Here is a 13,877-nt window from a genome sequence, read left to right as displayed (position 1 = left end):
TTATTTGATTGCCGCAGGTGAATGAAGGGCTGCGCGGGTGTATTCACCGTTGACCAGGCGCAACAGGTTCAGTGGATTGCTGTCTTGCAGCGCAGGGGGTAATAGCGCCGCCGGGTAGTTTTGCAGGCAGACCGGGCGCAAAAAACGCTCGATAGCCAGCGTACCGACCGATGTGCCACGGGGATCGCTGGTCGCCGGATAAGGGCCCCCGTGCACCATGGCTTCGCAGACTTCCACACCGGTCGGGTAGCCGTTAAACAGGACACGCCCCGCTTTGTGGATCAGTAATTGCGCTAATTCACTCGCCTCGCCAAGGTCTTCCTGTTCAGCCAGTAGCGTGGCGGTGAGCTGCCCTTGCAGGTTTTCCAGTGCGGCAAACAGTTGCGCCCGGTCTGCGACTTCAACAACGATCGCCACAGGGCCGAAGACTTCTTCCTGCAACAGCGGATCTGCGTTAAGTAACAAGCTACTGTCGGCCTGATAGAGCTGAGCTACCGCCAGATGGGGTTGTTCTACCCGGCTTCCGGCCAGATGCTGAAGCTGAGGATGTTGAGCCCACCTCTGCAAGCCACCCAGATAATGGTCCCGTGTATCGGCATTCAGCATGGGTTGTGGCGGGCAGGCATTAACCTGGGTTTGTAAATTGGCGATCAGTTGGCTGAAGGCCGGACTGCGCTGGCCGATAATCAGCCCCGGTTTGGTGCAGAATTGGCCGCAATCGAGCGTGAAGGAAGCAACCAACTCTTGCGCAATTTTTGCGCCACGCTGAGCTAACGCCTGTGGCAAGACCACCACCGGGTTGATGCTCGACATTTCGGCAAACACCGGGATGGGGTGTGGACGTCGCATCGCCAAATCAAATAATGCCCGGCCCCCTTGCAACGAGCCGGTGAACCCTACCGCCTGGATCGCCGGGTGTTGCACCAAATCAGCACCGATGCTGCTGCCGAACACCATATTGAAGACACCCGCAGGCATCTGCTGTTTTTGCACTGCACGTTCAATAGCCTGCGCGGTCAATTCCGCCGTGATCATATGACCACTATGTGCCTTGAACACCACCGGGCAACCGGCGGCCAGTGCGGCAGCGGTATCGCCACCGGCGGTAGAGAACGCCAGCGGGAAGTTACTGGCCCCAAACACCGCAACAGGGCCGATGGCGATGCGATACTGGCGTATATCGGGCCTTGGCTGCGGTGTGCGTTCTGGTTGTGCGCAATCAATTCTTGCACCGTGCACGCGGCCACTACGTAGCAGTTCTGCAAACAGCCGCATCTGTCCACTGGTTCTAGCGCGCTCGCCAATCAGACGTGGGAGAGGTAGCGCGGTCTCTTGTGTGGCAAAGGCAAAAAACTCCTCCCCTAACGCATCAAGTTCATCGGCGATAGCGGCAAGAAAATCTGCCCGCTGCTCGGCATTGGTTTGGCAATAGGTGCTAAAAGCTCGGGCAGCGGCTTGCGCTGCGGCATCAACCTCTACGGTGCTGGCCTGATGGAAACGATGGCCAGTTGGCCGGTTATTATCGGCCCGCAGGCTGAGGAGTTCGGCGTTACCGCTAGCTATCCGCTGCCCGCCAATAAACTGTTTGCCGCTAAGGGCGTATGTGCTGTGAGTCGGCATTGGTTTCCCCTGTTCGATTGCCTGTTATAGCCCGGCTAAAAGCCGGGCCTCCTTGAGAGATCACAGGCCGACATCTGGCAGAGTCGGACGGTTGGCCAGCGCTGTTTTGATAACTCTCGTCACCTCTTGCAGCGTTTCCCCCTGCAATGCCAAACGCGGTGGGCGGGTCACCGCGCTGCCACGACCCACCAGTTCTTCACAAAGCTTGATGCACTGCACCAGGTCTGGGCGGGCATCCAGATGTAGCAACGGCATAAACCAGCTATACAGGGCCAGGGCTTCCTCGAAGCGCTTTTGTTTCGCCAGCCGGAACAAGGTTTCCCCTTCGCGAGGGAACGCGTTGGACATGCCAGAGATCCACCCTTCTGCGCCCACGGCGAGGCTTTCCAACACCACGTCGTCCAACCCGGCGAACAACACGAAACGATCGCCGACCGCATTGCGTAAATCGATAAAGCGGCGGGTATCGCCAGAAGAGTCTTTGAAACAGACGATGTTGTCGCAGTCGACCAACGTGGTGAGAATGTCAGGTGTGACATCGTTTTTATAAATCGGCGGGTTGTTGTAGACCATAATTGGCAGATCGGTGGCGGTGGCCACGCTGCGGAAGTGTGCTGCGGTTTCGTGCGGTTTGGATGAATAAACCAGCGCAGGCATTACCATCACGCCGTCGATACCGGCTTTTTCCGCTTCGCGTGCCATATTCTGTGCAAAGGCGGTGGTGAATTCGGCAATCCCGGCGATCACCGGGATTTTGCCTTGTGCGGCGTCTTTCGCCACCTCGATGACCGCCAGTTTTTCCTGCATAGTCAGCGAGGTGTTTTCACCCACGGTGCCGCAAACCACCAGGCCAGAGACACCGTCTTTGACCAGGTTTTTGATCACCGCATGGGTCGCATCAAGATCCAGAGAAAAATCGCTGCGAAATTGCGTACTGACTGCCGGAAATACCCCACTCCAGTTAATCGCTTTATTGCTCATCGTATGGGTCCCTTTTGCTTGAAATGTTAATTGCCCGTTAATTTTTGGTGAATTTCAATAACAGATTGACGGGTATTCTCGGCAGCGGCTTGACGGTTTTCACCGAATGCGAGGACGAAATTGGCATAATGGGGGGAATTGCGCGCAGCGGAGCCTGTGACGCAGTTGCATCATAAAAGTCATAATTTCAGCTAATTAGGGAACTAACGTGGCACGAAAATCGCGGGGGCTAGCACCGGTCATGGCCTTGAACTGGCGACTGAAAGCGCTGTGATCGGTATAACCGCATTGCAATGCGATCTCGGTAATTGGCATATCACCAGCCAGCAGTTCTGTGGCCTTCTCTAGCCGGACCTTGTGGATCATCTGGCGCGGTGTCAGGTGGAAAATACGTTTACAGTAGCGCTCGATTTGCGCCACGGAAAGGCCGGTCAACGCCCTCAACTCTTCCATCGCGATCGGCCTGCCGTAGTGCTGACGGATATAAACATCTAGCGCCGCCAATCGTTGATAGGCCGGGTGGTTAGCCTTCGCTTCCTGCAAATCATGTGAGATCCCGGCCATGCCGATAATCTTGCCCTGCTGGTCATACAGCGCCATCTTTTGCGTCAGGCACCAGCCCGTTTCGCGGCCGCTGTATAGGTGCATTTCAAGCTGATCCTGGATCTGCACCCCTTGGTGTAACACCCGCAGATCTTGCTCGGTATAGCCTGAACCCAACTGGGTCGGGAAAACGTCTGCCGAGGTTTTACCCAACAGCGGCGTCACCGTTTTAAAACCACAACGTTTGGCCAAAGTGAGATTTGCCAGCAGATAGCGGGCCTGCGCATCCTTGATAAAAAACACCACATTGGGAATGGCATTAAGCAGCGGCGCAATCAATGCTAGTGAATTCAATACGCTATGTAACGAATGGGGACGCTGTTGCACCAAGCCATCACAGAACTGGGTGAGGTGTTCGACAGCAAAGCACTCTTGTGGTTGCAGCTCAACATTACAGGGCGTGAGCGGAGGAGCCTGAAAGCTTGAGGTTAATCGCATAGCAATACCCTTTTCAGCAAGTGGCCATAATTGGCTGTTTTTAACTCACCCGGATCAGTATTAACTTTTCTGTAACTTATCAAGCGCGTTCTACCGAATATGCGGATCACCGCAAATTTTTGGCAAGTTTCAGGCAAACTCATCAAATTCTGGCGCTAAGAAACAATTAATATTCTGATAAATAAATACTTTTTATTCCTTCTTGAAGGATAAGTTCGTTCAGGCAATTTAGCACTATGCTGATTTCGGCATTACCTTTGCCGAAACAGGTCAAGCCGCGAAGGTGGGTTTCGGTCAGTCTTGGGTTATTGATAACAATTAATTAACCATTGAGAGATTCCGATGACACCTGCATCCCCTTTCATCACATTACGAGCGATCGATTCCCATACTGGCGGTGAACCCACTCGGCTGATTATCGACGGTTTTCCCGACCTGGGCAGCGGCAGCATGGCCGAGCGAAAGGCGCTTTTCGCACAACGCTATGATGATTGGCGCAGCGCCATCATTCTTGAACCCCGGGGCAATGATGTCTTGGTGGGGGCTTTACTGTGCCAGCCCTGCTCACCGCAAGCCGCAGCCGGGGTGATCTTTTTCAATAATTCCGGTTATCTTGGCATGTGCGGCCACGGTACGATTGGGCTAATCACTTCCCTGGCTTACCTGGGGCGCATCAGCGCCGGCGAACACCTGATCGAGACCCCGGTCGGGACGGTGAACGCCACGCTACATGCCGATGGCAGCGTAACCATTGAGAATGTGCCCGCCTATCGCTACCGCCAGCAGGTAACCGTGACTGTTGACGGCTATGGCGAGGTAACCGGCGATATCGCCTGGGGCGGAAACTGGTTCTTTCTCATCAGCGATCATCATTTGGCGATCGACACCCACAATCTGGAAGCACTAACGGCCTTTAGCTGGGCGGTACGGCAGGCGCTCGAAAACGCGGGGATCTACGGTGAAGACGGAGGGATCATCGATCATATTGAGCTTTTCGCCGCCGATGAACGAGCCGATAGTCGCAATTTCGTGTTGTGCCCAGGCAAAGCCTACGATCGCTCGCCCTGCGGCACCGGGACCAGCGCCAAACTCGCCTGCCTGGCAGCAGACGGAAAACTGCAGCCAGGTGAAGAATGGCGACAGGCCAGCGTGATCGGCAGTGAATTCAGTGGATATTACCAAGCTAATGAAGGAAACCGCGTGACGCCGTTCATTCGCGGGGAAGCTTTTATTTGCGCCGATAGCCAACTCTTGCTGGATGAGCGTGACGTTTTCGCCTGGGGGATACGTTAATGGCAACCGCCGATGTGATTGTCATTGGCGCGGGCATTATCGGTGCTGCCTGCGCGTGGCAGCTAGCGCAACAAGGATTACGGGTGTTACTGGTTGACGATCGCCGCCCTGGCGCTACCGCTGCTGGCATGGGCCATTTGGTTTGTATGGATGACAACCCAGCAGAGATGGCGCTGAGTGCCTATTCCCTGCATTTGTGGCGCAGCGTGCTGGACCGTATGCCGGATAACTGCGCCTGGCGCGGCTGCGGAACGTTATGGTTGGCGGAAAAACCGCAAGAAATGGCGATTGCCGAAGTGAAGCAGCAGCGGATGGCTGCACTTGGGGTCAACAGCGAACTTGTGGGCTCACAACAAGTCGCACAGCTTGAACCCATGCTGCGTAGCGGATTGGCCGGAGGATTGCGCGTACCGGGGGATGGCATCATTTATGCCCCAAATGCTGCGCGTTGGTTGGTTGAAGATGCGGGGGATGCGGTACGGCAGATTTATGGCGAAGTGGTCGCGTTGGAACAACAGGCGGTGATACTGGCCAATGGGGAGCGGCTTAGCGCAGCGGTGATAACGTTAGCCTGTGGATTGCACGCCGACAAGCTGTTACCAGCCCCGCTGCTCAGAGCGAAAAAAGGCCAACTGGCGATCACCGATCGTTACCCGCAACGGGTTCGGCACCAATTGGTTGAGTTGGGCTACGGGGCTAGTGCGCATGCCTCTGATGGGACCTCGGTGGCCTTTAACGTGCAGGCTCGGCCAACTGGTCAGTTGCTGATCGGTTCCTCACGCCAGTTTGATTCGCTCGATCCGGCAATCGACATGCCATTGCTCGCCACCATGCTCAAGCGTGCTGCAGAGTTTCTGCCCGCATTGGCAACCATGAACCTCATCCGCTGCTGGGCGGGGTTTCGAGCCGCATCGGCGGACGGAATACCCCTACTGGGCCCACACCCGGCTTATCCATGGCTGTGGTTGGCTCTGGGCCATGAAGGGCTGGGCGTAACCACGGCGATGGGTAGCGCTGCATTGATCGCTGCACAAATCCAGCAACAGCGCACAGCAATTGATGACACCCCTTATCGAGCCGCGCGTATGTTCACCACAAACGAGGCCCACCAATGAAACTGATTGCCTTAACCATTGCCGGGCAACCTTATCAGGTACAGGAAGGCATTACCGTAGCCGCCGCACTCAGCTTAAGCGGAGAGGATCATTGCCGGATCTCCGTCAGCCAGCAACCGCGCGCACCCTTTTGTGGCATGGGCGTGTGCCAGGAATGCCGAGTCATCATCAATGGCGTACAGCGGCTGGCTTGCCAAACCTTGTGCCAGCCCGAGATGAATATCGAAAGGAACGGGCAGAAATGAACAACCTGCAATGCGAAGTGTTGATTATTGGGGCTGGCCCAGCCGGATTGGCTGCAGCCCTGGCCGCAGGCGAAAGCCGGCAACGCATAGTCATGCTCGATGATAATCCTCGGCCTGGCGGGCAAATCTGGCGTGATGGGCCAGCGGTCACTTTACCCGCGATCGCCCTACGCTATCGGCAAGCCGTTGAGGCGTTGGATAACTTCACCCTGCTCAGTGCGACAACAGTCGTGGCACAAAGCGGGCCGCAACAACTCCTGTATGAAAATGCCCAGGGTTGCGGGACGATCGACTATCAGCGCTTAATCTTATGCTGCGGTGCGCGCGAGCTGCTACTGCCCTTCCCTGGTTGGACGCTACCGGGCGTGACAGGTGCTGGCGGCTTACAGGCGCAGATCAAAAATGGCTTATCGCTGCAAGGCGAGCGGATTGTCATTGCAGGCAGCGGACCGTTGCTACTGGCGGTTGCCGATAGCGTCACCAAAGCGGGTGGCAAGGTCATACTGCTGGCCGAACAAGCCCCGATGAAACGCCTGGCGAGATTCGCCAGTGGGTTGTGGCATTGGCCAGCGAAAGTGCGGCAGTCATTACGCTTACTTCACCGACGCTATCGCCCCAATAGCTATGTACTGGAAGCGCTAGGCGACCAGCGGCTGACCGCAGTTCGCGTTCAACAAGGGGATCAGGTTCGTACGTTCGCCTGCGATCGACTTGCCTATGGATTCGGGCTGGTGGCGAATATCGAATTAGCCATGCTATTGGGGTGCAGAATAGAGAATGCGGCCATTACCGTTGATGCATTGCAACAAACCAGCGTGGCCAACCTGTATGCAGCGGGTGAATGTACCGGTGTGGGGGGAAGTGAACTGGCCTTGGCGGAAGGCGCGATTGCCGGGTATGCCGCCAGCGGCAATATCGTACGTGCTCAGGCACTACTGGCAAAACGGAGTGTATGGCAGCACTTTGCCGCCGCAGTCAGCCAAACCTTTGTACTAAACCCAACGCTGAAAACCCTCGGCGCAGCCGACACCTTCCTGTGCCGCTGTGAGGATGTGCCGCTGGGGGAAATTGATGTCGAAACGGGCTGGGCACCCACCAAACTGCATAGCCGCTGCGGTATGGGGGCTTGCCAAGGGAAAATCTGCGCCACGGCGGCTCGACATCTGTTTGACTGGCCCATACCGCAGCCAAGATTTCCTTTGATCCCGGCACGGCTTGAGACACTGGCTTTACATGCCCCTCACCCCAACCCTCTCCCACAGGGCGAGGGAGCTGGTACGGTGCCGTGTTCAGAGGAGGAGTGTCCTAATTGAACTGTGGCATGTTAGGTGGCACCCTCCGGGCGGTACATCAGCCCGGAAGCCAGCTGGTGTTTTTCCAGCCCTTTTTTGCCATGCAGGCAGTAAATGCGGCTTTGCGGCTATTTATATTAACGTCCAAGGGGTAGCTTTCAACGCCTAGTTTATTTTCATATTTATAACCACTGCTGTTACATCCATCGTCATCTTTATTGCATTTCAATGAAACCTGCTTTTCAACGCTTCTAGTAGCGACCTCATTTTTAACCGGGTACTGAGCTAATGACTCAGTATCGCAAAGGCTATTCGCCTCTTGAAGGGGCAGCGTTGGCGTACCTAACGGTTCCCATGTGGCAGCACAGCCTGACAAAATAATGGCGGGAAAAACAGCAAGCAAACATTTATTCATAAAAGTTTCTTTAGTTAATTTGAAGGGGCTATCTTGTTAGCAGAGGATACTTGTAAACATAACTTACTGAGTTCGATATCTTTATCGGACAGGTCAGTCACGCTAACGGTGAAATCCTTGGTATAGAAGACATTATAGTGTAAAGGATTTAAACGACAGATTAACGGTCGTACTCCAACCTGTTGGCTGGCAACGTTGTCCCGGCTGATTGGCCTATCTCGCGCTGATAGTGGTTTGCAGCGTCCAACCAATCTGGCCTACCGGTATTGACTAAAATTCGAATAATAAGAGAATGACAAGATTGTTTAGATACTCAATAGAAGCCGGAGCGAATCATCGCCTGTTCTCATAGCTTTACCAAAGTTAAACAACTGGGCGTACTTCTTGCCGGTGTGCTTTCACTGGCCAGTTGCACCTCTGAACCTGCGAAATCCTTAGTCACTCCGTTGCCTTCGGTGGCAAAACAACCACACCCGGATAAATCACGGCAAAGCCAGGAACCGGTGCGTGGCGTTTGGCTGGCAACCGTATCCCGCCTCGATTGGCCACCAGTGACATCGGTCAATGCCAGCAGCCCAGACATCCGCATTCGCCAACAGCAGGAAGCACTGAAGGGCAAGCTGGATAAACTGAAGACGCTGGGTATTAACACCGTTTTTTTCCAGGTTAAGCCTGATGGCACTGCCCTCTGGGCATCAAAAATTTTGCCATGGTCAGATGTGCTGACGGGGAATATTGGCGACAACCCAGGCTATGATCCGCTGCAGTTTATGCTGGATGAAGCTCACAAACGCGGCATGAAAGTCCATGCCTGGTTTAACCCCTACCGAGTGTCCGTTAACACCAAGCCTGTAACCATTGATAAATTGAACCGTACATTGTCGCAGCAGCCAGCCAGCGTCTATGTGCTACACCCTGACTGGATCCGCACCGCAGGCGACCGATTCGTGCTCGACCCAGGTATCCCGGAGGTACGAGACTGGATCACCAGCATCGTAGCAGAGGTGGTTACCCATTATGATATTGACGGCGTGCAGTTTGATGATTATTTCTATGCTGAGTCCCCTGGTTCTGTGCTCAACGACAGCCAGACGTTCAAAAAGTATGGTCAACACTTTGGCTCCAAAGCGGACTGGCGGCGAGACAACACCAAGCAATTGGTTGGGCAAGTTTCTCGTACGATCAAAAAGTTGAATCCCGACGTTGAATTTGGAGTCAGCCCTTCTGGCGTATGGCGTAACCACTCACACGATGCGGCCGGTTCCAATACGCGAGGTGCTGCGGCATATGATGAATCTTATGCCGACACCCGCAATTGGGTGCAACTTGGGCTGCTGGATTACATCGCTCCGCAGCTGTATTGGCCCTTCGCGCGTGACGCGGCCCGTTATGATGTGCTCGCCAAATGGTGGGCTAATGTGGTGACCCCCACCAATACGCGTCTTTATATCGGTGTGGCGCTCTATAAAGTGGGTATTCCGTCAAAGAACGAGCCCGATTGGATGGTCAACGGTGGCGTGCTGGAGCTACAAAAGCAGCTGGATTTGAATGAGTCCGTATCGCAAATTAAAGGCACGATCCTGTTCAGAGAGGATTATCTTAATCAGCCACAGACCCAGCAGGCCGTGAATTACCTGAAAAGTCGCTGGGGTAGTTGAGATATTTAGGGGGCAATATGCCCCCTGAGACTGCGGGGCTAAAAAATTACTTCTGCAACGCCTCAAGAATGCGGTAAGCCGCCTCAACGCGCACAGGATTAGGATAATTTTTGTTCGCCAGCATCACGATGCCGAGATCCTGTTGAGGAATGAAGGCTACGTAGCTGCCAAACCCGCCGGTCGAGCCGGTTTTATGTACCCAAGAGGTGCTTGATGCTGGCGCTGGCGGAGTGATTTTTGTGACGCTCAGCGCTGCCAGTGCGTTTTTATTATCGCTACCCTCGACCACGGTTTTCTCTTTAACCGGCCAGTTCAGCATTTCCCAACCCAGACCTTGATACATATCACCGGCATGCCAGTAGCGCGATTGGGCAAGCGTAATCCCCTTCTGCAGCGAAGCATCCTTCACGTTGGCAGGCACCATGTTGGCCTGCACCCAGCTTGCCATATCCTCTATCGTCGACTTGACGCCGTAGGCTTCGGCATCAAGCATGCCCGGAGAAACGCGAACCGCCTTCCCATCGCGATAGCCCCAGGCGTAGTGTTTATCTTCCTGCTGCGGCACGTTTATCCAGGTTTGCGATAGCTTCAACGGTTGGAACACGCGTTTGGTCATCGCCTGATCAAAACTCATGCCTGACGGTTTAACCATCAGTGCGCCAAACAGACCAATACTGGCGTTCGAGTAAAGGCGCTTGGTGCCTGGAGCCCATTGTGGTTGCCAAGTTTGATAGTAATTCAGCAGCAATGCTTCATCGGTAACGTTTTCCGGTATCTGCAACGGTAAGCCACCGGCGGTATAGGTCGCCAGGTGCAGCAAAGTGATCCCTTGCCATTGCTTGCCCGACAGCGCTGGCCAGTACTTGCTCGCCGGATCGCCAAGGTTGATTTCACCGCGAGCAATGGCATCACCGCCTAGCACTCCAGTGAACGTTTTACTGACCGAACCGAGCTCGAATAAGGTTTGCTGCGTGACGGGCTGCTTGCCCGCAACGTCTGCCAATCCCCAGGTGAAGTAGTAAGGCTGCCCCTGATAAATCACCGCTACGGCCATGCCGGGAATGCCCTGCTCTTTGATCAATGGCGCAACGGTGCGATTAACAATGTCGGCTATCTGTTTTTCCGTTTGCGGTGCTGCAAACACTGAACCTGAGGTGGCGAGCAACAGCACACAGGATAGGGATTTTTTCAACATTGCGATTTTCCGTCATTGAGGGTTAAGGGTTCTATCAGACGCGCATAGTTTGTAGAACTTGATGTTGGGCGGCAAACGGTAAAATTTAGCATCTGTTAAAAGTTTTTCTATTGGTTTGGATGATAACCGATGGTGCTAAATCAATCGTTAAATGCCTTGTGTAACACCACGGCAAATGCCGACGGATTCTCCCAGGACATAGAGTGCCCTGCTTGTGGCACTGTTGCTACAGATATACCCTGATGGCTGACATACTCAAAGTCACGGTCCGGTAAGGATTGTTCGCCAAAAATCAGTGAGCGTGAACAGGACAGATTGAGGAAAGTCTCCATCCATGACGGTGAAGCTCCATCAATCAGGCTTTTGGCTCCCCGCCACATTGCCCAGGGGGCCGCATTTTGGGCCGAACCTTTCCAGGGGGATGTGTGGTCTGCCAGCATTTCGTCGTACACTTGCGAGATAAACTCAGCTTCCGGTCTCTCCACCAGCAGGCGGCTGTATACGCCGCCACCGGCATGAAAGTTAGGTTCCGAAACCACCAGTTTACCTATCCGTTTACCCAATCGTTCTGCTACTTCAATCGCGATACTGCCCCCCATGCTGTGACCATAGAGATGGCAATGTGACAGATTCAATGCAGTAATCACTTCGAGCACAACGTCTGCCTGATGAGCAATGCTGTAATCAAAATCACGAGGTTTATCGCTAAAGCCATATCCAGGAAGGTCAATCAGAATCGCGCGTCGTCCCGCAAATGCCGGATCTGCCACAATGCGTGGATACTCATAGGAAGACGCGCACCCAAGCCCGTGAACAAACACAATCGGGATACCCTGGCCTGGCAAATCGTGCCAACGCACACAGGCGCCAGCGGTTAACGAAAATAAACTCTGCATGTAGTATTCCTCTGTTAATTTCCGGGACTGCCTCAATGAGTGCCAACGTATCACAAAAGCCAACCATTTTAAGGTATTAGCAATTGATGTCTGTCATTTAATAGCGCTATCATCAAGCCTTATACCTAGCGGATTACAGCAAATGCTCAGAAAAGATGATGTGAAACCACGCGCCTATAAACAGGTTGATGTATTTACCACCTCGCCATTGCAGGGAAACCCCTTGGCAGTGATCCTGGAGGCGGAGGGCTTGAATGAGATGCAGATGCTTTCATTAGCTCGCTGGACCAACCTTTCGGAAACGACGTTTGTTTTCAAACCGACTAATCCGCTGGCAGATTATCAGGTGCGCATTTTTACCCCCGAAAAAGAGCTACCCTTTGCCGGGCATCCAACATTGGGTACGGCTCATGCATTACTGGAGGCTGGGCTGGTGACCAAACAGCCGGGTGTGGTGATGCAAGAATGCGGGGTTGGTCTGGTTGCGGTCAATATCTTACCTGAAGGAACGCTGGCGTTTGCTGCACCTGCGGTAACGCTTCGAACGCTGACTTCAGAAGAAAGGGAAACGCTAACGGCCGCTTTTCTGCCTGCGGTTATTGAAGCCGATACGATGCCGGTGATTGCCGATATGGGTATTCGCTGGCTTATGGTACGTATGCCAAGCGCTCAATCCTGCCTGACGATGACGCCGGATCAAGCCATGATTAAGAAGCTGCAAACTGATTATCATGTTGATGGCGTGGTGATTTATGGTGCCTATTCATCGGGTGATCCAGCAGATTACGAAATGCGAGCGTTTCTGGTTGAATGGGACAAGTTGGTTGAGGACCCAGTGACTGGCAGTGCCAATGCGTGCCTGGCCCGTTTGTTGAAGGCCAATAACTTCCCCGACGGTAGCTCGACGGCACAGGGGTATCAGGTTCGCCAAGGTACCCAACTGCATCGAGATGGCCGGGTTAGCGTTCGTTTTATTGACGATGAGCCTTGGGTTGGTGGGCAGAGTTGCACGCTGATAAATGGTCAGTTGCACATTTAGCTGTGGCGATAACTCACAGAATATCGGCATAGTGACCGGGTGCGCTTTCCCGGTCTTAATAATTGCTCAGATGAATCACAACAGCTTAAGTAAATGTGTTGCGATCCCCCATCGGAGAGTGACGCATTTATCCCCAGCCAGGTCTAAAACAGAGTAGCTCGCGTTCGGTTGAGCATAACTGGAAAAATTGTCGATTCTTCCCTCTTTGAGCAATGCCAGAACGCCCTGGCTGACTTGGCCGTGAGACACTATGCATATTGTCTGGTGTGGAGCTACCGCTTGTTGGCTGTGCAAAAAATTGATAACTCGCTGAGAAGCCTGTGTCAGTGATTCGCCGTCAGGGGGACAAAACTGCGCATCTCGCGCAAATAGCGACTCTGCTTCACTGGGATAGTCAGATTGTATTTGCTCCCGTGTCATCCCTTCATAATGACCGAATGCCTGCTCTTTCAGCGCGGGTTCAGCAACCAACGGGCAGAGGAAACAATCCGCCAGTGCCTGCCCCATATGCCAGGCACGACCAAGGGGAGATGCGTAGACACAGTCTGTAGGGTAAGCAGCGTCTGTTAATGCTTCAAGTAACGCTGATGTCTCGAGCGCACCTCGCTTCGTCACTGGGCTATCCATATGTCCCTGGATAATGCCGCGCTGATTCCATTCCGTTTGCGCGTGTCGTACAAGTATCACTTTCATCAAAAATTTCCGTTGCTCCATTAGGCTAACGGCGAGATTCGCCAGCCAGCTGAAAATTCTTTATTATCCACATCCACTCCCCATCCGGCAGCCTGATGTCTACGATTTTCGATACCTTTATTGCCCCGCCGTGTCATGACGAGATAGAGATCCTCTATCAGGACGATCACCTGGTGCTTATCAATAAGCCCACCGGGCTGCTTAGCCTCTCTGGAAAGAATCCGCAAAATCTCGATTCGGTTCATTATCGGCTGGTAAAGATATTCCCCGGCTGCACTCTGATTCACCGCCTTGATTTCGGCACTTCCGGGCTGATGGTAGTTGCCCGCAACAAGGCTATCAACGCCGTCCTCTGCCAACAGTTCAGCCTGCGCACCGTGAGCAAAGTTTACAG

15 protein-coding genes are annotated in these 13,877 nt (G+C 53.8%); 7 read left to right on the top strand and 8 right to left on the bottom strand.

The window, feature by feature from the left end; all coding sequences use genetic code 11:
• From ACKWMY_RS23440 to ACKWMY_RS23430, 3 genes are all read right to left on the bottom strand, one after another.
• On the bottom strand, positions 1-1,620 hold the full coding sequence (locus ACKWMY_RS23440; protein WP_409487143.1) for an aldehyde dehydrogenase (NADP(+)): 1,620 nt from the start codon (positions 1,618-1,620) through the stop codon (positions 1-3).
• Between the two features lie 60 nt (positions 1,621-1,680).
• Positions 1,681-2,601 (bottom strand): dihydrodipicolinate synthase family protein, encoded by a 921-nt coding sequence (locus ACKWMY_RS23435; RefSeq protein WP_308870335.1) that lies wholly within the window; start codon positions 2,599-2,601, stop codon positions 1,681-1,683.
• Between the two features lie 195 nt (positions 2,602-2,796).
• Positions 2,797-3,642: an AraC family transcriptional regulator gene (locus ACKWMY_RS23430; protein ID WP_024530105.1), complete on the bottom strand. Its 846-nt coding sequence runs from the start codon at positions 3,640-3,642 to the stop codon at positions 2,797-2,799.
• 342 nt (positions 3,643-3,984) lie between these two features.
• Here ACKWMY_RS23430 and ACKWMY_RS23425 point away from each other — a divergent pair, with 342 nt between their 5' ends.
• The 4 genes from ACKWMY_RS23425 to ACKWMY_RS23410 are packed head-to-tail and all read left to right on the top strand — an operon-like array spanning position 3,985 to position 7,608.
• A complete protein-coding gene (locus ACKWMY_RS23425; RefSeq protein WP_409487142.1) occupies positions 3,985-4,935 on the top strand; it encodes a 4-hydroxyproline epimerase in 951 nt (316 codons plus the stop codon).
• On the top strand, positions 4,935-6,050 hold the full coding sequence (locus ACKWMY_RS23420; RefSeq protein WP_409487141.1) for an NAD(P)/FAD-dependent oxidoreductase: 1,116 nt from the start codon (positions 4,935-4,937) through the stop codon (positions 6,048-6,050). The genes ACKWMY_RS23425 and ACKWMY_RS23420 overlap by 1 nt, the downstream gene beginning before the upstream one ends.
• Complete coding sequence (locus tag ACKWMY_RS23415; protein ID WP_409487140.1) at positions 6,047-6,295, top strand: (2Fe-2S)-binding protein; 249 nt, start codon at positions 6,047-6,049, stop codon at positions 6,293-6,295. Before ACKWMY_RS23420 ends, ACKWMY_RS23415 begins: the two co-directional genes overlap by 4 nt.
• Positions 6,292-7,608, top strand: coding sequence for an FAD-dependent oxidoreductase (locus tag ACKWMY_RS23410; RefSeq protein ID WP_409487139.1), 1,317 nt, complete (start codon positions 6,292-6,294; stop codon positions 7,606-7,608). Before ACKWMY_RS23415 ends, ACKWMY_RS23410 begins: the two co-directional genes overlap by 4 nt.
• Positions 7,609-7,645: 37 nt before the next feature.
• On the opposite strand, the gene ACKWMY_RS23405 is transcribed toward ACKWMY_RS23410, so the two are convergent.
• Together ACKWMY_RS23405 and ACKWMY_RS23400 are read right to left on the bottom strand one after the other, a co-directional pair.
• Positions 7,646-8,002, bottom strand: coding sequence for a hypothetical protein (locus tag ACKWMY_RS23405; protein WP_409487138.1), 357 nt, complete (start codon positions 8,000-8,002; stop codon positions 7,646-7,648).
• Positions 8,003-8,016: 14 nt separating this feature from the next.
• Positions 8,017-8,253 carry a DUF4354 family protein gene (locus tag ACKWMY_RS23400; protein ID WP_143182277.1) on the bottom strand — a complete coding sequence of 79 codons (237 nt, stop codon included), beginning with the start codon at positions 8,251-8,253 and terminating at the stop codon, positions 8,017-8,019.
• 81 nt (positions 8,254-8,334) lie between these two features.
• Here ACKWMY_RS23400 and ACKWMY_RS23395 point away from each other — a divergent pair, with 81 nt between their 5' ends.
• The gene (locus ACKWMY_RS23395) at positions 8,335-9,660 is read left to right on the top strand and encodes a glycoside hydrolase family 10 protein (protein WP_409487165.1); all 1,326 of its coding nucleotides are present in this window, start codon (positions 8,335-8,337) and stop codon (positions 9,658-9,660) included.
• Positions 9,661-9,706: 46 nt separating this feature from the next.
• Here ACKWMY_RS23395 and blaSFDC read toward each other — a convergent pair whose 3' ends face one another.
• Positions 9,707-10,855 carry an SFDC family class C beta-lactamase gene (blaSFDC, locus tag ACKWMY_RS23390; RefSeq protein ID WP_409487137.1) on the bottom strand — a complete coding sequence of 383 codons (1,149 nt, stop codon included), beginning with the start codon at positions 10,853-10,855 and terminating at the stop codon, positions 9,707-9,709.
• Positions 10,856-10,995: 140 nt separating this feature from the next.
• A complete protein-coding gene (locus ACKWMY_RS23385) occupies positions 10,996-11,751 on the bottom strand; it encodes an alpha/beta fold hydrolase (protein ID WP_409487136.1) in 756 nt (251 codons plus the stop codon).
• 142 nt (positions 11,752-11,893) lie between these two features.
• On the opposite strand from ACKWMY_RS23385, the gene ACKWMY_RS23380 reads away from it, so the two are divergent.
• Positions 11,894-12,790, top strand: a complete 897-nt coding sequence (locus tag ACKWMY_RS23380; RefSeq protein WP_409487135.1) for a PhzF family phenazine biosynthesis protein — start codon at positions 11,894-11,896, stop codon at positions 12,788-12,790.
• A 75-nt stretch (positions 12,791-12,865) separates the two neighbouring features.
• Here the strand turns inward: ACKWMY_RS23380 and ACKWMY_RS23375 are convergent, their stop codons facing one another.
• Positions 12,866-13,483 (bottom strand): histidine phosphatase family protein, encoded by a 618-nt coding sequence (locus tag ACKWMY_RS23375; protein ID WP_161711522.1) that lies wholly within the window; start codon positions 13,481-13,483, stop codon positions 12,866-12,868.
• Positions 13,484-13,578: 95 nt separating this feature from the next.
• On the opposite strand from ACKWMY_RS23375, the gene ACKWMY_RS23370 reads away from it, so the two are divergent.
• Positions 13,579-13,877 (top strand): pseudouridine synthase (locus ACKWMY_RS23370; RefSeq protein ID WP_409487134.1); only part of this gene is annotated, 299 nt, incomplete at its 3' end.

The organism is Serratia sp. J2 (genome assembly GCF_046269175.1).
Lineage (GTDB): Bacteria > Pseudomonadota > Gammaproteobacteria > Enterobacterales > Enterobacteriaceae > Chania > Chania fonticola_C.
Note: the sequence above shows the minus strand (reverse complement) of the source record. Positions and strands in the feature narration are given on the sequence as shown.